Annotated in this window: 16 protein-coding genes; 12 read left to right on the top strand and 4 right to left on the bottom strand. The window is 64.3% G+C overall.

Annotation, left to right across the window (positions count from 1 at the left end; all coding sequences use genetic code 11):
• Positions 1–209: 209 nt before the first annotated feature.
• Both dnaJ and dnaK read right to left on the bottom strand, forming a co-directional pair.
• Entirely contained in the window at positions 210–1,328 is a 1,119-nt protein-coding gene (gene dnaJ, locus ENHY17A_RS07690; RefSeq protein ID WP_159711584.1) for a molecular chaperone DnaJ, read from the bottom strand.
• Between the two features lie 123 nt (positions 1,329–1,451).
• Entirely contained in the window at positions 1,452–3,371 is a 1,920-nt protein-coding gene (gene dnaK, locus ENHY17A_RS07685; protein WP_159711582.1) for a molecular chaperone DnaK, read from the bottom strand.
• Between the two features lie 168 nt (positions 3,372–3,539).
• Here dnaK and ENHY17A_RS07680 point away from each other — a divergent pair, with 168 nt between their 5' ends.
• Positions 3,540–4,058 carry a copper chaperone PCu(A)C gene (locus tag ENHY17A_RS07680; RefSeq protein WP_159711580.1) on the top strand — a complete coding sequence of 173 codons (519 nt, stop codon included), beginning with the start codon at positions 3,540–3,542 and terminating at the stop codon, positions 4,056–4,058.
• A gap of 113 nt (positions 4,059–4,171) precedes the next feature.
• Here the strand turns inward: ENHY17A_RS07680 and radC are convergent, their stop codons facing one another.
• Positions 4,172–4,855, bottom strand: a complete 684-nt coding sequence (gene radC, locus ENHY17A_RS07675) for a RadC family protein (RefSeq protein WP_159711578.1) — start codon at positions 4,853–4,855, stop codon at positions 4,172–4,174.
• 173 nt (positions 4,856–5,028) lie between these two features.
• Between radC and ENHY17A_RS07670 the strand changes: the two genes are divergently transcribed.
• The 3 genes from ENHY17A_RS07670 to ENHY17A_RS07660 are packed head-to-tail and all read left to right on the top strand — an operon-like array spanning position 5,029 to position 8,764.
• Complete coding sequence (locus ENHY17A_RS07670) at positions 5,029–8,178, top strand: YdbH domain-containing protein (RefSeq protein WP_159714308.1); 3,150 nt, start codon at positions 5,029–5,031, stop codon at positions 8,176–8,178.
• Positions 8,175–8,378, top strand: a complete 204-nt coding sequence (locus tag ENHY17A_RS07665; RefSeq protein ID WP_443018292.1) for a YnbE family lipoprotein — start codon at positions 8,175–8,177, stop codon at positions 8,376–8,378. The genes ENHY17A_RS07670 and ENHY17A_RS07665 overlap by 4 nt, the downstream gene beginning before the upstream one ends.
• Positions 8,378–8,764 carry a YdbL family protein gene (locus ENHY17A_RS07660; RefSeq protein ID WP_159711576.1) on the top strand — a complete coding sequence of 129 codons (387 nt, stop codon included), beginning with the start codon at positions 8,378–8,380 and terminating at the stop codon, positions 8,762–8,764. The genes ENHY17A_RS07665 and ENHY17A_RS07660 overlap by 1 nt, the downstream gene beginning before the upstream one ends.
• Before the next feature lie 352 nt (positions 8,765–9,116).
• Here ENHY17A_RS07660 and ENHY17A_RS07655 read toward each other — a convergent pair whose 3' ends face one another.
• Positions 9,117–9,857: a hypothetical protein gene (locus tag ENHY17A_RS07655; protein WP_236547804.1), complete on the bottom strand. Its 741-nt coding sequence runs from the start codon at positions 9,855–9,857 to the stop codon at positions 9,117–9,119.
• A gap of 144 nt (positions 9,858–10,001) precedes the next feature.
• Between ENHY17A_RS07655 and ENHY17A_RS07650 the strand changes: the two genes are divergently transcribed.
• The 8 genes from ENHY17A_RS07650 (at position 10,002) to uvrC (ending at position 17,231) form a co-directional block, all read left to right on the top strand.
• Complete coding sequence (locus tag ENHY17A_RS07650; RefSeq protein ID WP_159711572.1) at positions 10,002–10,319, top strand: AtpZ/AtpI family protein; 318 nt, start codon at positions 10,002–10,004, stop codon at positions 10,317–10,319.
• 43 nt (positions 10,320–10,362) lie between these two features.
• Positions 10,363–11,142, top strand: a complete 780-nt coding sequence (locus ENHY17A_RS07645) for a F0F1 ATP synthase subunit A (RefSeq protein ID WP_159711570.1) — start codon at positions 10,363–10,365, stop codon at positions 11,140–11,142.
• Between the two features lie 55 nt (positions 11,143–11,197).
• The gene (locus ENHY17A_RS07640; protein ID WP_055927075.1) at positions 11,198–11,425 is read left to right on the top strand and encodes a F0F1 ATP synthase subunit C; all 228 of its coding nucleotides are present in this window, start codon (positions 11,198–11,200) and stop codon (positions 11,423–11,425) included.
• Positions 11,426–11,498: 73 nt separating this feature from the next.
• The gene (locus tag ENHY17A_RS07635; RefSeq protein WP_159711568.1) at positions 11,499–11,993 is read left to right on the top strand and encodes a F0F1 ATP synthase subunit B family protein; all 495 of its coding nucleotides are present in this window, start codon (positions 11,499–11,501) and stop codon (positions 11,991–11,993) included.
• Positions 11,986–12,630, top strand: coding sequence for a F0F1 ATP synthase subunit B family protein (locus ENHY17A_RS07630; RefSeq protein ID WP_159711566.1), 645 nt, complete (start codon positions 11,986–11,988; stop codon positions 12,628–12,630). Before ENHY17A_RS07635 ends, ENHY17A_RS07630 begins: the two co-directional genes overlap by 8 nt.
• Before the next feature lie 259 nt (positions 12,631–12,889).
• Positions 12,890–14,770: a CHASE3 domain-containing protein gene (locus ENHY17A_RS07625; RefSeq protein WP_159711564.1), complete on the top strand. Its 1,881-nt coding sequence runs from the start codon at positions 12,890–12,892 to the stop codon at positions 14,768–14,770.
• Positions 14,771–14,948: 178 nt separating this feature from the next.
• Complete coding sequence (locus ENHY17A_RS07620) at positions 14,949–15,269, top strand: DMT family transporter (RefSeq protein WP_159711560.1); 321 nt, start codon at positions 14,949–14,951, stop codon at positions 15,267–15,269.
• Positions 15,270–15,308: 39 nt separating this feature from the next.
• Positions 15,309–17,231: an excinuclease ABC subunit UvrC gene (gene uvrC / locus ENHY17A_RS07615; RefSeq protein ID WP_159711558.1), complete on the top strand. Its 1,923-nt coding sequence runs from the start codon at positions 15,309–15,311 to the stop codon at positions 17,229–17,231.
• Positions 17,232–17,333: the final 102 nt, after the last annotated feature.

Genomic DNA, 17,333 nt, shown 5'->3' with positions numbered 1-17,333 from the left:
CTTTCGCAGGAGCACGGTTGCTCCCCAACCGTTCGTTTCGAGCGAAGTCGAGAAACACCTGCGAGCACTCAGCTCAGGTTTCTCGACTTCGCTCGAAACGAACGGGGGAGGGTTCGCAAGCAAATGGGGACGGTCGGCGAAGGTTGAGATCGTCACCTTGGTCGCTTCACCCAGCAATAGCCGGGGGCAGACCGTATCCGACGCGACGCTCAGCCCAATGCCGCCTTGATCTTGGCGAAGAAGCCGGTTGATTGCGGGCATTCCTCCCCCGTTTCCGTCTCGCGGAACGCCTCAAGCAGTTCACGCTGCTTGGGCGACAGCTTGCGCGGCATTTCGACATCGACATGCACGACCAGGTCGCCGCGTCCGCGGCCCTGCAACACCGGCATTCCATAACCGCGCTGGCGTAGTTCGCGGCCCGACTGGATCCCTGCGGGAATGTGAATGGTGTGGATTTCGCCGTCGAGGCCCGGGATATCGATATCGCCGCCGAGCGCCGCTGTGGTGAAACTCACCGGCATCCGCGCGTGGAGCGTGGTGCCCGATCGTTCGAACAGCGCGTGGCGCTGAACGTGCAGGAAAATATAGAGATCGCCCGGAGGCGCACCGCGTGCGCCCGCTTCGCCTTCACCGGTCAGGCGGATGCGGGTGCCTTCGTCGACGCCTGCGGGGATGTTGACGGTGAGCGTCTTGGTCTTATCCACGCGGCCTTCGCCCAGGCAATCGCCACACGGGTCGGCGATAACCTGACCTGCGCCGTGGCAGGTCGGGCAGGCGCGCTCGACGACGAAGAAACCCTGTTGCGCGCGGACCTTGCCGTGCCCGTTACAGGTGTTGCAGGCGCGCGCCGCGGTTCCGGGCTTCGCGCCCGATCCGTCGCAGGTGTCGCACAGGCTGGACACATCGACAGTGATCTCGGTCGATTTGCCGTGGAACGCCTCGGACAGGCTGATTTCCATGTCGTAGCGCAGATCGGCGCCACGACGCGGACCGGCGCGGCCTCCGCCTGCGCGACCGCCGCCCATGAATTCGCCGAACACGCTTTCGAAAATATCGCTGAACCCGCCGAAATCCTGGGCGCCCGCATGCCCGCCCTGGCCGTTCACCCCGGCATGACCATAGCGGTCGTAGAGCGCGCGCTTTTGCGGATCGCGAAGCACGTCATAGGCTTCGCTGACCGCTTTGAACTTCGCCTCGTGTTCCTTGCACCCGCCATTCTTGTCGGGGTGATATTTGATCGCGAGCTTGCGATAGGCGGATTTGAGCGTCGCGCCGTCCGCGTCACGCGAACAGCCGAGCAGCTCATAATAATCGATCTGGGTGGTCATGTACGCGGCCCCCGCCTTGCCTTCCCGTCACTCCGGCAGAAGCCGGAGTCTCGTGCGGCAAGAGCGCGCCCTTGCGGCATGAGATGCCAGCTTTCGCTGGCATGACGGGAAATAGGCATCACTTTACGCTTTCTGGTTGTCGTCCACTTCCGAGAATTCGGCGTCGACCACATCCTCGGCTCCGGCATCCGCCGCAGCGTCGCCACCTTCGGCCCCAGGCGAAGCTTCGGATTGCGCCTGCTTTTCGTAGATCGCCTGGCCGAGCTTCATCGCAACCTGAGCAAGCGCCTGGCTCTTTTCGGTCATCTGCTCCGGATCGCCGCTTTCGACCGCAGTCTTGGCTTCCGCGATCGCCGCTTCGATCTCACCCTTCAGCGATGCGTCGACCTTGTCGCCATTGTCGGCCAATTGGCGCTCGGTCGTGTGGATCAGGCTTTCGGCGTTGTTCTTCGCCTCGGCCGCCGCACGGCGCTTCTTATCTTCCTCGGCGAACTGTTCGGCGTCGCGGACCATCTGTTCGATGTCGCTATCGGCAAGGCCGCCCGATGCCTGAATGCGGATCTGCTGTTCCTTGCCGGTGCCCTTGTCCTTGGCCGACACGTTGACGATGCCGTTGGCGTCGATGTCGAACGTGACCTCGATCTGCGGCACGCCGCGCGGCGCCGACGGGATGCCGACCAGATCAAACTGGCCCAGCATCTTGTTGTCCTGCGCCATTTCGCGCTCACCCTGGAAGACGCGGATCGTCACCGCCTGCTGATTGTCGTCAGCAGTCGAATAGGTCTGCGACTTCTTGGTCGGGATCGTCGTGTTGCGGTCGATCATCTTGGTCATGATCCCGCCCAGCGTTTCGATGCCGAGGCTCAGCGGGGTGACGTCGAGCAGCAACACGTCCTTGACGTCGCCCTGAAGCACGCCCGCCTGGATTGCGGCGCCGATGGCGACCACTTCGTCGGGGTTCACGCCGACATGCGGTTCCTTGCCACCGAAGAACTGCTTCACGACGTCGCGGACCTTGGGCATGCGGGTCATGCCGCCGACCATCACGACTTCGTCGATGCCGTCATTCTTGACGCCTGCATCGGCCATCGCCTTTTTCAACGGGGTCAGCGTGCGCTGGATCAGGTCCTCGACCAGCCGCTCCAGATCGGTGCGCGTGATCGCCTTGACCAGATGCTTCGGCCCGTTGGCGTCGGCGGTGATGAAGGGCAGATTGACCTCGGTCGTGGCTGCCGACGACAGCTCGATCTTCGCCTTTTCGGCGGCTTCCTTCAGACGCTGGAGTGCCAGCTTGTCCTTGGTGAGGTCGATGCCCTCATCCTTTTTGAAGCCGTCGGCCAGATATTGCACGATCTTGGCGTCGAAATCCTCGCCGCCCAGGAAGGTGTCGCCATTGGTCGCCTTCACCTCGAACACGCCGTCGCCGACTTCGAGGATCGAGATGTCGAACGTACCGCCGCCAAGGTCATAGACCGCGATCGTCTTGTTCTCGTTCTTGTCGAGACCGTAGGCGAGTGCCGCTGCCGTCGGCTCGTTGATGATGCGCAGCACTTCGAGGCCTGCGATCTGGCCGGCGTCCTTGGTTGCCTGACGCTGGGCGTCGTTGAAATATGCGGGAACGGTGATGACCGCCTGCGTCACGGTTTCGCCCAGATAGCTCTCGGCGGTTTCCTTCATCTTCTGAAGGATGAACGCGCTGATCTGCGACGGGGAATAATCCTGACCGCCGGCCTTTACCCATGCGTCGCCGTTCTTGCCCTTGACGATGTCATAGGGGACGAGCTCGGTGTCCTTCTTGGTCACCGGATCGTCGAAGCGGCGGCCGATCAGGCGCTTTACCGCGAAGACGGTGTTGTCGGGATTGGTCACCGCCTGACGCTTGGCAGGCTGACCGATCAGTCGCTCGCCATCCTTGGCGAAGGCGACGATCGACGGCGTGGTACGCGCGCCTTCGGCGTTTTCGATGACCTTGGGCTTGCCGCCTTCCATCACGGCAACGCAGCTGTTGGTCGTGCCCAGATCGATTCCGATTACTTTAGCCATAGTCCCTCGTTGGCCCCCAGTTACAAAAGGTTAAGTTGGCCGCGCTGCCGAAAGGGCGACGCGAGCCGGTGTGATGGGCGATATAGGTGGGGTATTTCTTGCCGCAAGAAGCCGCGACGATTAGGGCATCGGCATTGGTTCCCCCCGCTCCCAAAAAAGGACGCACCCATGCGCTTTCTTACCCTGTCCGCGCTGATCGTCGCCCCGTTCGCGCTGGCCGCTTGCGGCACCCGCGCGCCGGAAGATGCCGCGACGACTGCCAACGATCTTGAAGTGGCAGAAGGGACGCGCGCCGTTACCGCGTCTGCGGAGCCGACGGTCGCGAACGCCTGGATTCGCCTGCCCGCGGTGCCGGGGCGTCCGGCTGCGGCCTATTTCACGCTTGTCGGCGGCGCGGTCGACGATGCGGTGGTGTCGGTGGCGACGCCTGCGGCGAAGCGCACCGAGCTGCATGAAAGCATGGAGCAGGGCGGCGTGATGTCGATGGAGCGGATCGAGAACGTGCCGCTGGGGTCGGGCGCGCAGATGGATTTCGCGCCCGGCGGCAAGCATGTGATGCTGTTCGACGTGTCGCCTGAACTGGCGGCGGGCGGGACCACGCAGATGACGGTCAGTTTTCAGGGCAGCCCTGCGGTGACGGTCGAAGCGGCGCTGGTGGCGCCGGGCGGGGATGCGCCTGCGCGGTGAGGTGGGATCCGGCGTGATTTCCCGAGGTTCGAAGAACGACTGTTCCTCGCCCTCGTCACCCCGGAACAAGTCCGGGGTGACGGAATTTCGCGGGTCGGTCTGCCCCGAAGCTCCTAAAGCAGCCCCATCGCCCGCATGCTCGAATGCCCGCTGGCGCCGATGATGACGTGGTCGTGGACGGCGATGCCCAGATGCTTGCCCGCCTGGACGATCGCGCGGGTCAGGTCGATGTCGGCGCGGCTGGGCTTGGGGTCGCCGCTGGGGTGGTTGTGCACCAGGATCATCGACGCGGTGCCCAGATCGATCGCGCGGCGGATGACTTCGCGGACATGGAGTGCCGCCTGATCGATTGATCCTTCGGCCACCAGTTCGTCGCGGATCAGGCGGTTGGCGGTGTTCAAATGCAGGATGCGGATGCGCTCGGTCACCTGATACGCCATGTCGGCGTGGAGATAGTCGATCAGCGCCTGCCAGTTGGACAGGATCGGTTGTTCGGCGACGCGCGCCGCGAGCATCCGCATCGCGGTCGCATGGGCGATGCGGATCGCCGCGACCGAGGTTTCGCCCATGCCGGGCACGCGCATCAGTGCCTCTGCATCCGCCGCCATCACCCCGCCGATGCCACCGAACTGGTGGAGCAGCGCCTTTGCCAGCGGCTTGGTATCCTTGCGGGGAATCGCGAGCGCGAGGAGATATTCGATCAGCTCGTGATCGAGCAGGCCCGATCCTTCGCGCTCGAACAATCGCGCGCGCAGTCGCTGGCGGTGACCTGAATTACCGGTTTCGGGAACGTTCATGCGGAAAGAAGGATTAGGCGAGGCGACTGCGTCGTGCAATCGCAAGTGCTTGACGTTGAGCGCTGCGGTCGTGACGAAGGCAGTTCGTGTCGAGAGGGAAGACTACGCGTTTGGACGACGAGCCGGAAGATCTGGGGGAGGCGATCCGCAAGGGCAGGATCGCCTGGCCCCCCATGTCGCGTCGTCGAAAGGTCGCGTTCGCCTTTGCGGGCGTATCGCTTGCGGCGATGATCGGCGTGTGGACGCAGCGTTTCGGCATTGCCGAGAATTTCGTCGAGTCCGAACTCGCCAAGCGCGATGTCGAGGCGCGCTATACCATCGACCAGATCGGCTTCGGTACGCAGCGGCTGACCGACCTGGTGATCGGCGATCCCGCCGCGCCCGATCTGGTCGCCGATTGGGTCGAGGTGCAGACCAGCATCGATCTGGGCGGGATCGAGGTGACCGGGGTGCGCGCGGGCCAGGTGCGGCTGCGCGGGCGGCTGGTCGATGGCAAGCTGGTGTTGGGCGAGATCGACAAGATGCTGCCGCCGCCCTCGGGCAAGCCGTTTGCGCTGCCCGACATCAACGCCGATGTGGCCGATGCGCGGATGCGGTTGGAGACGCCGTACGGGCTCGTCGGGGTCAAGCTGGCGGGTGCGGGGCGCCTGAACGACGGATTTTCCGGGCGCGCGGCGGCGGTGTCCGAGCGGCTGGAAATCGGTACGTGCATCGGCGAGCGGGTCGCGACCACCGCGGCAATCACTATCGAGGATGCGCGGCCCACGCTGAACGGCCCGCTGCGTGCGGCATCGTTCGGATGCGGCGAGGCGCAGGCGCGGTTTGTCGAGATTGCGCTCGACGCCACGCTGGGCGAGGCGCTCGATCGCTGGCAGGGCAATGCGCGGGTTCAGGTGCAGCGTGCTTCGATGGGTGCGCAGCGGGTCGATGGGATTGCCGGTACGGTCAGTTTTTCGGGCAGCGCGCAGGCGACGACGGGCGCGGTCGATCTCGCGTCGCGCGGCTTTGCGGTCGAGGGCGTGAGCGGGGCGGCGCTGTCGGTCGATGGCCGCTATCAGGCGGGAACGCGCGGGCTGACCTGGCAGGGCGGGGTCGGCGCGCGCGGCGCGAGCCTGGCCCCCGCCAGCGTTCGGCGCATCGCATCGTCGCTGTCGGCGGCGCAGGGCACGCCGGTCGCGCCGCTGGCGGTCGAGCTGGGTCGCGCGCTGGTCGCGGCGGGGCGGCGGTTCGACCTTACCAGCGAGATCGAGGCGCGGCTGGTCGGCGGCGAAGGCGAGTTTCGGCTGGCACGGTTGGATGCCAATGCCGCGAGCGGCGCGCGGGCGACGGTTTCCGACGGGCAGGGGGTACGTTATCGCTGGGGCGGTGATGCACGACCGGGCATGACGCTCGACGGATTGCTGACGCTGGCGGGCGGCGGATTGCCGCAAGGCGTGGTGCGGGTGTCGCAGGCGGCGCCCTTCGCACCGGTGACCGGTACTGCGATCCTGTCGCCCTATGCCGCAAATGGCGCGGCGCTGGCGATGACGCCGGTCGATTTTTCCGCGACTGCCGATGGGCGGACGCGCATTACGACGCGGGCGACGCTGTCGGGGCCGTTTTCTGCCGGGCGGGTCGATGGGCTGGTGATGCCGATCGATGCGCGTTGGGGCGGCGGAACGGCGCTGACCGTCAATCCGGGGTGCGTGCCGATGGCGTTCCAGCGTTTGGAGGTCTCTGCACTGACGCTCGATCCGTCGCGGATGACCGTATGTCCTGAAGGCGCGGCGATGGTGCGGGTTGATGGCAGCACGCTTGGCGGCGGGATGCGGATCGCGAATGCCCGGCTGGGCGGTCGGCTGGGGAGCAATCCGGTGACGATCGCGGCGCAGTCAGCGCGCTATTTCCTCGCCGATAATCGCTTCGCGCTGACCGGGGTGGAAACGCGGCTCGGGGATAGCGAGCGCGTGTCGCGGCTCGACATCGCGACGCTCGACGGGCGGGTCGCGGGCGCGCGGATCGACGGGGCTTATGCCGATGCCAGCGGTCAGATCGGGAATGTGCCTTTGCTGCTGTCCGATGCTGTGGGCGACTGGTCGCTGGCGGATGGATTGCTGAGTGTCGGCGGCGCGCTGATGGTCGCCGATGCCGCGCCCGACCCGCGCTTCGTGCCGCTGCGGGGCGAGAATGTCGCGCTGACGCTGCGCGGCAACGACATTCGCGCGAGCGGCGCGCTGGTCCATCCCGACAAGCGGGTGAAGGTCGCCGATGTCGATATCGTTCATGATCTGGGTGCGGGCGCGGGCGAAGCCAATCTGGATGTGACCGGCATCACCTTCAGCGACGATTTCCAGCCCGAGGAACTGACGCGGTTGACCTTCGGCGTGATCGCCGATGTGCAGGGAAGCATTGCGGGCGACGCGCGGATCGCCTGGTCGCCGCAGGCGGTGACCTCCACCGGCATTTTCGCGACAGAGGACATGGATTTGGCCGCTGCCTTTGGTCCGGTCGAAGGAATATCCGGCAAGCTTGAATTCACCGACCTACTGGGGCTGGTGTCCGCACCGGACCAGTCGGCGGCGATCGCGGTGGTCAATCCGGGGATCGCGGTCGAAAACGGGATCGTGCGCTATCAACTGGTCGGCGATCAGAAGGTCCAGGTGCTGGGCGGCGAATGGCCGCTGGCCGGGGGCAAGATGATCCTGGAGCCGACGCTGCTCGATTTTTCGCAAACGACCGAGCGGCGGATGACCTTCCGGGTCGAGGGCGTCGATGCCGCGCAATTCGTCCAGCAGTTCGAGTTCGACAATCTGCTCGTCACCGGCATTTTCGACGGCGAATTGCCGATGATTTTCGATGAGAATGGTGGCCGGATCGAGGGCGGGCGCCTGACTGCAAGGGAAGGCGGCGGCAATGTCGCCTATGTCGGGGAGATCAGTCAGGAAAATCTCGGCACCTGGGGCAATTTCGCGTTCGATGCGCTGAAATCGCTCGATTACGAGAATTTGACGATCAACATCGACGGGCCGATCGCGGGCGAGATGGTCACCGCAATCCGCTTTGCCGGTGTAAGCCAGGGCGAGGGCGCGAGTTCGAATTTCATCACCAAGCGGTTGGCGCGGCTGCCGATCATCTTCAATCTGCGCGTCAAAGCGCCGTTCCGACAGTTGCTCGATTCGGTGCGTAGCTATTACGATCCGACGCGGCTGATCGAGCGCAACCTGCCCGCGCTGCTCGATGCCCAGGAACGCCAGCAAAATCAGGACGACGGGCCGGACGCGGTTCGTCGCGAAACCATAACGGGCGATCCCGTTCAGCCCCCCGAAAGCGAGGAAATGCCATGAGAGGTTCAGCTACTGGGAAAGGGTTGATGGCGGTGATGCTCGCCGCGATCGGATCGACCGGCCTTGGGGGGTGCGTCACCGTAAACGCGCCCGACAAGCCGATCGAGATCAACCTGAACATCAACATCACCCAGGAAGTGGTGTATAGGTTGGATGGTGAGGCAAAGGCCCTCATCGAACAGAATCGAGGAATTTTCTGATGCGTATCGTGACCAAGATGCTGATGACGCTGGGAGCCGCGGCGATCGCCACGACCGGCGCGGTCGGCGTGGCGCACGCACAGCGCGACCCGGCATACGAGGCCGCGCGCGAGGCGGGCCAGGTCGGCGAGAAGGTCGATGGCTATCTGGGGATCGTCGGGTCGGCGACGCCCGAACTGCGGTCGATGGTTAATGACATCAATATCCGGCGCAAGGCCGCGTACACGCGGCGCGCGGCCAATTCGGCTTCGGTCGAGCAATTCGCGTTCGTATCGGGCTGCAACCTGATCGCGCGGACATCGCCGGGAGAGAAATATCAAGCCCCCGACGGGTCGTGGCAAACGCGGGGGAGTGGACCGCCACAGCGCGATCCGCGGTGCGTGTGACGCGCGGCCTGAGAGTTGAGTTAATTGAGAGGCCGGAGCGGAAGCTCCGGCCTTATTTGTTGGTACTAACCGAAACCCCGTTCGTCCCGAGCGAAGTCGAGGGGCATGTTCGAGCGAAGCGAGAACGGAAGAAGAGGCCTCGGCTGCGCTCGGCAAAGCCCATCGACTTCGCTCGGGATGAACGGGTGAGGTGGCGATACTCTGAATCCCCCTCCGTTTGTCCCGAGTAGCCTTCGAGCGAAGTCGAGAAGGCGTATCGAGGGAGGTGGTTTTGAAGGGCCTGTCTCGATACGGGTTCTCGACAAGCTCGACCCCTACTCGACACCAACGGATTTCTTGGGAGTGGGGTAGGTTATTCCCTCGCCGCGAAATCGGGTCGATATTCGGTGCGGATCAGCGGAAGCAATTCACCGCCCACCGGCACCGCGATGCGATAGCCCGGCCCGGTCTCTCCCAAAGCTTCCGCCGGGAAGTGCATCGATAGCCGCGAAATCAGATCGCCGCCGACCGCTTCCCACGCGAAATGGCCGGCTTCGACGCCGGGGCAGGGGCTGCGCGCGCGGTCGAAGCCGTGTTCGCGCGCGCGTTCCGCCTCAAGCGTTTCGCAAAATGCGGTCTCGATCAGCGCTATTGCTGCGACCGGGTCGGTAAACAGGCGTTCGGCGGTCAGTGGGCGTTCGCCGCGCGTGTCCCACAGCACTGCGTCGGTGCGCAGCAGCGCATCCGTCTGCGTGGGTGCCACACGTTCGGCGGCGACGGCGATCAGGCGGCTGGTACGCGCCGTGACGCGCCAGTCCTTTCGCCAACCGCGCGATGCTTGCGAACCTTTCGACGCCGCTTCCATCACCGCACGCCCGCGCGCCGCATCGGCATCGAGCAGTGCGACCAGCCCGGCATGATCGCGCGCGGCGGGAGCGATCGTGTGGACCACGCGACCCGGTTCGGAGGGCTGGGCTGGAGTTGACGCTACGGCATCCGAGGCGTTCGCGACGGGCCCGGCGGCGTTGTCCGCTTCGGCGCTTTCCCCGCATCCGGCAACCAGCAAGAGGACGGGCAGGGCGACAAGGCGCAGGCTGTTGCAAGTGGGCGACATAAAGTGTCCAATGCGACGATCGGACGTGCGCTGGCAAGGTTGACTCGAAGGGGGACCGTTTCTAAACGGGCCGCGCCTTGGCGGGCTCTTCGTTTCGTCATTTGTTCATGGCCGCGCCGGATACGGTTTTTGCGGGAGTGAGCGATGGCAGAGCAGGAGCCCGGACTAGACCCCCTCCCGGAGGACGCCCGAATCACGTCGCTGAACCAGCGGCTCGACAAGGCGAAAACCGATGAGGCGATCCGGTCGGGACGGGCGCGCGACAAGGGCCAGGACGACGAGCGTCTGGGCCAGCGCGTGCTCGCCGAACTGATCGGGGGAATGGTCGGCGGTGCATTGATCGGGTGGGTACTCGATCGCTTTCTGGGCACCTCTCCCTGGCTCCTGTTGACGCTGCTCGGTCTTGGGATCGCGAGCGCCTTCAGGAACATCATCCGGCTTTCCAACAAGCGCTCGAAGTGATTTCGGGCGCTTTGGTCAAATGGCTTAAGGACTAGGACGCAGCGTGGCGGAGCAAGGCAAGATCGACCCGATGCACCAGTTCGAGGTGCAGAATGTCTGGGAAGGATTCTCGCTGTTCGGTCAGCAGATCGCCGTCACCAATTCGGCGGTGTGGATGATCGCGACCGTGATCGCTTTGTGGGCATTCATGCTCGGCGGCATGAAGCAGCAGGTCGTTCCCGGCCGCTGGCAGATGATGGTCGAGGGGTTCACCGGCTTCATCGATAACCTGCTGAAAGCGAATATCGGCGCGGAAGGGCGGAAATACCTCCCTTACGTCTTCTCGCTTTTCATGTTCATCCTGTTCGCCAATTTGATCGGCCTGTTGCCGCTGGGCCTGGTCGGGCTGCACCCGTTTACCGTGACCAGCCATTTCACGGTCACCGGCGTGCTCGCGATCATGAGCTTCGGCATCGTCCTGATCGTCGGTTTCTGGAAGCATGGCTTCCACTTCTTTTCGCTGTTCGTGCCGCATGGCACGCCGATGCTGCTGCTGCCGCTCATTTTCGTGATCGAGCTGGTGTCGTTCATGGTCCGCCCGTTCAGCCTGGCGCTGCGACTGTTCGTCGCGATGACCGCGGGGCATATCCTTTTGAAGGTGCTGGCGAGCTTCGTCGTCGCCGGTGGTCAGGCCGGGATCGGCACCGGGCTGCTGGTGGGCATCCCCAGCTTTGCGCTGATGATCGGCGTCTCGGCACTCGAACTGCTGGTCGCGGGGATCCAGGCCTATGTCTTCGCGCTGCTGACGTCGCTGTACATCAACGACGCCGAGCATCTGCATTGAGTTTCGTTTTCAAACCGTAACAACAACCAAACAGATTATCCTAAGGAGCATTATCATGGACGCAGAAGCAGCGAAGTTGCTGGGTGCCGGTCTGGCAGCAATTGGTGCAGGCCTGGCCGCACTCGGGGTGGGCAACGTGTTCGCCAAGTTCCTGGAAGGCGCACTGCGCAATCCGGGTGCCGCAGACGGCCAGCAGGGCCGCCTGTTCATCGGCTTCGCGGCCGCGGAACTTCTCGGCCTGCTCGCCTTCGTCGTTGCAGTGCTGCTGATCTTCGTCGCGTAACCCTACACGACATCCGAATTTCCCGGTTCGCATTCATTAGGGTGCGGGCCGGGCGGACGATCAGGAAGTAACCATGCCTCAAATCGCTCAAGTCGCCGAAACCTTCGCCTCGCAGATCTTCTGGCTGCTGGTGACGTTCGGGCTCGTCTATTTTGTCATCGGCCGGGGCATCGCGTCCAAGGTGCAGGGGACGTCGGACAAGCGCGACAAGATGGTCAGCGACGACCTGGCCGCTGCCGATGCTGCCCGTGCAGCCGCGGACGCGACCGAGGAAAAGTGGCGTGCGGAAGAAAATGCCGCGCGTGAAGAGGCGCAAAAGCTGATCGGGGCGGCGCGTTCAACCGCCGCCGCGAACAGCGAGGCGACGACTGCCAAGGCAAACGAGGCGACCGCGACGCGGATCGCCGAGGCCGAAGCGCGGATCGCCGGGGCATCGCAGGCTGCGATGGCCGAGATCGAAATCGTCGCGGCCGATGCGGCGCGCGACATCGTCGCTCGCCTGTCGGGCGCGGAAGTCACCGACGCCGATGCGCGTTCGGCAGTGAAGGCAGCGATGGCGCATGGCTAATCCGGGCAATCTCTCCGCCGGTTCGCTGGAGGTTCAGCAGAACCTCTCCGAAGCCGCACAGGGCGAAGGCATGGCCGTGCCGAATACCGGTGCCCAAGCGCTGACCGTTGAGCAGGCCGATGTCCCTGCGGGCTATGCCGACCCGGCGATTTTCGGCGTGGTCAACGCGACCGTCGTCGTATCGCTGGCGATGGCGGTGTTCCTGGCCATCCTGATCTGGAAGAAGGTGCCGTCGCTGATCACGCGCGGGCTGGACAACCAGATCGCGGCGATCAAGCTGCGGCTCGACGAAGCCAAGGCGCTGCGCGCCGAAGCGGAAGCGCTGCGCGACGAATATGCCGCCAAGATCGCCTCGATCGAAGCGCAGGCCGCCGAGATGGTGCATCACGCCGAAGCCGAGGCGCAGGGCATCATCGCCAAGGCCGAAGTCGATGCGGCGGAACTGACCGCGCGCCGCGCCAAGATGGCCGAAGACAAGATTTCGGCTGCCGAACGCACCGCAATCGCCGAGATTCGCGCGAAGGCGGCGGACGCGGCAGCGCGTGCGGCCACCGCGATCATCGCCGACAAGCATGGTGCGGCGGCGGACAAGCCGCTGGTCGATCGCACAATCGCGGGGCTGTCGCGGTTGAACTGATCGGGTTTCCTTACCGAATGTGAATGATGAAGAGGCCGGGCGAAAGTCCGGCCTTTTTCGTTTCTGCATTGCTTTCAGCCGTCATTGCGAGCGCAGCGAAGCAATCCAGTGTCGCGCGGAACGCTCTGGATTGCTTCGCTGCGCTCGCAATGACGGCTGGGGTTGGAAGCGGAAAGCTTTACCTCCCGCACTTGACGCATGCGCCTGCCCAAGCGAAGGGCAGTCGCTTCCAGCCGCTTAATTGGGGATAGCGGGTTTCGTGACTACACAGCGTTTCGATCGCGGGCTGATCGCCCTAGTCGCGGGATTCGCGTTGCTGGTGCTCGCGGTTGCGGGGACGATCGCGCTGTTCGTCGATCTTCAGCGCGCGCAAAGCGATTTCGCGCGCACATTGGTCGCGCAGGAACGGCTCGACCGCGTTCTGATCAAGCTGCAGGATGCCGAGACCGGCCAGCGCGGTTATCTGTTGACCGGCGACGCCGATTTCCTCGCGCCCTATTTCGAAGCGCAGAAGCGGATACCCGAGCATCTTGATCTGCTCGACGACGTGGTCGGCAATCCGCAACAGCAAGCCGATGTCGCACGGCTGCGCGTGCTCGCCGATGCGCGCATGGCGGCTGCCGAGGAAACGCTGGGGCTGGGCGTCGGAAGCAATCGCGAACTGGTGATCGCGCGGCTGAATGCCGGGAAATCGATCATGGACGATGCGCGGGCGCTGGTCACCGACATGCGCGCGCGCCAGGTCGAATTGGTCGAAGCGCGGAGCGACGATGCGACGTGGAAGGCGTGGTTGCTGGGCACCTTGCTGGTCGTCTGTGCGCTCGCCGCGGTCGCGCTGGCGTGGTTTGCGGTGCGCGATGTGCGCCGCCGCCTGATCGCGGCGTCGGCGGCGCGTGACATGCTGGCCGAAACCAATGCCCGGCTAAGCGAGGAAGCCGCCAATCGTGAGACGGCCGAGGGTCAGCTTCGCCAGTTGCAGAAGATGGAATCGATCGGCCAACTGACCGGTGGTATCGCGCATGATTTCAACAATATGCTGGCGATCGTCATCGGCTCGCTCGACCTTGCCAAGCGACGCATCGAACAGGGGCCGGAAAAGGCGCTGCCGTGCATCGACAATGCGATGGAGGGGGCCGAGCGCGCCGCGCAGCTGACGTCGCGACTGCTTGCCTTTTCACGCCAGCAACCGCTCGCACCCCGGGCAATCGACGTCAACAAGCTGATCGGCGGCATGTCCGAAATGCTGCGACGGACGCTGGGCGAGAATGTCCGTGTCGAAACCGTGATCGCGGGCGGGATCTGGTCGGCCTTTGCCGATACCGGGCAACTCGAAAACGCCGTCCTCAACCTGTGCGTCAATGGACGTGATGCGATGCCCGATGGCGGCAAGCTGACGATCGAGGCGGCGAATTCGCATCTCGACGACCGCTATGCCGCCGACCATAACGAAGTCGAACCCGGCCAATATGTCATGGTGTCGGTCACTGACAGCGGCACCGGGATGCCCGCCGAAGTGATCGAGCGGGCGTTCGACCCGTTCTACACCACCAAGGGCGTGGGCAAGGGGACGGGACTGGGCCTGAGCCAGGTGTTCGGCTTCGTCAAACAGTCCGGCGGGCATGTGAAGATCTATTCGGAGATCGGCGTCGGGACCACCGTGAAGCTATACCTGCCGCGCCATTTCGGCGAGGCGGCAAGCGTCGAGGAAGGCAAGGCTTATGCCGAGCTGCCGCGTGCCAAGCCCGACGAGATCATCCTGGTGGTGGAGGACGAGGACCGCGTCCGCCACATGTCGGTCGATGCACTGCGCGAACTCGGCTATCTGGTCGTCCAGGCATCGGACGCGAACCAGGCGCTGACCGTGCTGGAACTGCAACCGCGCATCGACCTGCTCTTCACCGACGTCATCATGCCCGACATGAACGGGCGGCTGCTCGCGGAGGCGGCACGGGCCAAGCGGCCGGGGCTGAAAGTGCTCTACACCACCGGTTATACCAAGAACGCGATCGTCCATAACGGCATGCTCGACCATGACGTGGCGTTCCTGCCGAAACCGTTCACGATTGCCGAGCTGGCGGTGAAGATCCGCGCGGTGATTGATGCCGATGTGGCGACGGTGGGCGAACCGACCGGAAAATAACCAACCCGTTCGTTTCGAGCCCTTCGACTGCCTGCCAAGGCAGGCGCTCAGGACAGGCTTCGAGCCTTTGGCTCGAAGTGGAGAAACGTGTCCCGAGCGCCAAGCCCGCGTTTCTCGACTACGCTCGAAACGAACGGATTTCTCTAGTCTCCATTCCTCACAACCGAGTAACCGTCACATGGCCTGGGTCATCCTGTTCATCGCCGTCTTCACCGAAATCTGCTGGGCGCTCAGCCTGAAATGGGCGGGGGACAAGGGGACGTGGCTCGCCGCGATCGTGCCGATCACGCTCAGCTTCGTGAATATGGGTCTGCTCGCGCTGGCGATGCGCGGCATCCCGGCAGGGACGGCCTATGCGGTGTGGACCGGGCTGGGCGCGGTGGGGGTCATCATCGCCAGCACGGTCTTGTTCGGGGACAAGATCACCCCGGTGCAGGGCATGTTCATGGCCTTGATCGTGATCGGCGTGATCGGGACCAAGCTGACCGCCGCGGCGTAAGGCTGGCCTAACCCGTCACCGCTCCCTAAATCGGGCGCAATGTCGTCGCCCAACACCCCCGACCGGTTCAACGAGGAAAAAGCCACCTACACCGTGCGCGGATCGGACAAGCCGGATCTGCAGGCGGGGGTGGCCGCCATCCGCAATGTGCTGAAAACGCTGCCCGCGCGGCCCGGCGTGTACAGGATGCAGGATGCGCGTGGCGACGTGCTTTATGTGGGGAAAGCGCGCGCGCTCAAGAACCGCGTCGCCAATTATGTTCAAGTCGAACGGATGCCGAAAAGGCTCCAGCGGATGGTGTCGCAGACGCGCGGCATGACGATCGTCACGACCAACAACGAGGCGGAAGCGCTGCTGCTGGAAGCGCAGCTCATCAAGCGATACCGCCCCGCCTACAACGTGCTATTGCGCGATGACAAAAGCTTTCCGTTCATCCTTTTGCGTGCCGATCATGATTTCCCACGCGTGCAGAAGCATCGCGGGGCCAGGCGTGCGAAGGGAAATTACTACGGCCCGTTCGCCAGCGCCGGGTCGGTCAACCAGACGCTCAACGCGCTGCAAAAGCTGTTCCTGCTGCGAAGCTGCACCGACAGTTTTTTCAACACCCGCGACCGACCCTGCCTGCTGCATCAGATCAAGCGTTGTTCGGCCCCCTGCGTCGATCGCATCTCGAAGGACGATTACGCCGAGCTGGTCGCCGATGCGAAGGCGTTTCTCGGCGGCAAATCGACTCAGGTTCAGACCAAGCTGGGCGCGCAGATGCAGGCGGCGGCGGAGAATATGGACTTCGAATTGGCCGCGGTGCTGCGCGACCGGTTGAAGGCGCTGACCTTCATTCAGGGGACGCAGGCGATCAATGCCGAAGGGGTGGGCGACGCCGATATCTTCGCGCTCGCCAACCGCCACGGCCATATGGGCATCCAGGCATTCTTCATCCGCGGCGGCCAGAATTGGGGGCATCGCAGCTTCTTTCCCGCGCACACTGCCGACGTGCCCGAGGACGAAGTGCTGCAAAGCTTCCTGATGCAATTCTATGAGGAAGTGCCGCCCGCGCGGAATATTTTCGTCGATCGCGAGCTGCCTGAGGCCGAGGTGGTGCAGCAGGCGCTGGCCGAACGCGCGGGGTTCAAAGTGGCGATCTCGGTGCCCCAGCGCGGCGACCGCAAGCGGCTGCTCGACCAGGCGAAGCGCAATGCCGAGGAAGCACTCGATCGCCACAATGCCGAAAGCACGACCCAGGCGAAATTGCTGCGCGAGGTCGCCGAGCTGTTCGGCCTGGCCGATCCGCCCGACCGCATCGAAATCTACGACAACAGCCATATTCAAGGGACGAACGCGCTGGGCGCGATGGTCGTCGCCGGGCCGGAGGGGTATCGCAAGGGCCAGTATCGCAAGTTCAACATCAAACGCAGCGAGACCAAGCCCGGCGACGATTATGCGATGATGCGCGAAGTGTTCTCGCGGCGTTTTGCGCGCGCGCAGGCCGAGGACCCCGACCGCGATCAGGGGGATTGGCCCGATCTGGTGCTGGTCGATGGCGGACGCGGGCAGTTGAACGCGGTGACGGAAGTGCTGGAAGAACTGGGGATCGAGGACATTTGCGTCGTCGGTATCGCCAAGGGGCCGCATCACGGCCGCGACGGGCGCGAGGTGTTTCACATGATGGACGGGCGCGAATTCCAGTTGCCGGTCAATGCGCCCGTACTCTTCTACCTCCAGCGGCTGCGCGATGAGGTTCACCGTTTCGCGATCGGCGCACACCGGGCGAAGCGGGCAAAGGCGATCGGCGCGAGCCCGCTCGACGAAGTCCCCGGCATCGGCCCTGCGCGAAAGAAGGCTCTGCTGATGCATTTCGGCACCGGCCGCGCGGTACGCAACGCCAGTCTGAAGGACCTGCAACAGGCACCCGGCGTATCGGCGGCGGTCGCGCAACTGGTGTATGATTTCTACCACAGCCGTTGAGCGGCGGCGTCGCGCCGTCGCCGACGAACGTGATCGTCAACGGTTGACCCGCGCGCCCGCTCCGATAGGTTGACGGGCCAGAGGGGAAATTCGGGGGCAATC

The sequence above is a fragment of the Sphingomonas sp. AX6 genome (assembly GCF_902506605.1).
GTDB lineage: Bacteria > Pseudomonadota > Alphaproteobacteria > Sphingomonadales > Sphingomonadaceae > Sphingomonas.
The sequence above is the reverse complement of the archived record's forward strand: the minus strand, read 5'-3'. Positions and strand labels throughout refer to the sequence as shown.

Excerpts from the sequence above, each read along its gene's own strand:
- dnaJ (WP_159711584.1), bottom strand. The coding sequence starts at position 1,328 with ATGACCACCCAGATCGATTATTATGAGCTGCTCGGCTGTTCGCGTGAC.
- dnaK (WP_159711582.1), bottom strand. The coding sequence starts at position 3,371 with ATGGCTAAAGTAATCGGAATCGATCTGGGCACGACCAACAGCTGCGTT.
- ENHY17A_RS07680 (WP_159711580.1), top strand. The coding sequence starts at position 3,540 with ATGCGCTTTCTTACCCTGTCCGCGCTGATCGTCGCCCCGTTCGCGCTG.
- radC (WP_159711578.1), bottom strand. The coding sequence starts at position 4,855 with ATGAACGTTCCCGAAACCGGTAATTCAGGTCACCGCCAGCGACTGCGC.
- ENHY17A_RS07670 (WP_159714308.1), top strand. The coding sequence starts at position 5,029 with ATGTCGCGTCGTCGAAAGGTCGCGTTCGCCTTTGCGGGCGTATCGCTT.
- ENHY17A_RS07665 (WP_443018292.1), top strand. The coding sequence starts at position 8,175 with ATGAGAGGTTCAGCTACTGGGAAAGGGTTGATGGCGGTGATGCTCGCC.
- ENHY17A_RS07660 (WP_159711576.1), top strand. The coding sequence starts at position 8,378 with ATGCGTATCGTGACCAAGATGCTGATGACGCTGGGAGCCGCGGCGATC.
- ENHY17A_RS07655 (WP_236547804.1), bottom strand. The coding sequence starts at position 9,857 with ATGTCGCCCACTTGCAACAGCCTGCGCCTTGTCGCCCTGCCCGTCCTC.
- ENHY17A_RS07650 (WP_159711572.1), top strand. The coding sequence starts at position 10,002 with ATGGCAGAGCAGGAGCCCGGACTAGACCCCCTCCCGGAGGACGCCCGA.
- ENHY17A_RS07640 (WP_055927075.1), top strand. The coding sequence starts at position 11,198 with ATGGACGCAGAAGCAGCGAAGTTGCTGGGTGCCGGTCTGGCAGCAATT.
- ENHY17A_RS07635 (WP_159711568.1), top strand. The coding sequence starts at position 11,499 with ATGCCTCAAATCGCTCAAGTCGCCGAAACCTTCGCCTCGCAGATCTTC.
- ENHY17A_RS07630 (WP_159711566.1), top strand. The coding sequence starts at position 11,986 with ATGGCTAATCCGGGCAATCTCTCCGCCGGTTCGCTGGAGGTTCAGCAG.
- ENHY17A_RS07620 (WP_159711560.1), top strand. The coding sequence starts at position 14,949 with ATGGCCTGGGTCATCCTGTTCATCGCCGTCTTCACCGAAATCTGCTGG.
- uvrC (WP_159711558.1), top strand. The coding sequence starts at position 15,309 with ATGTCGTCGCCCAACACCCCCGACCGGTTCAACGAGGAAAAAGCCACC.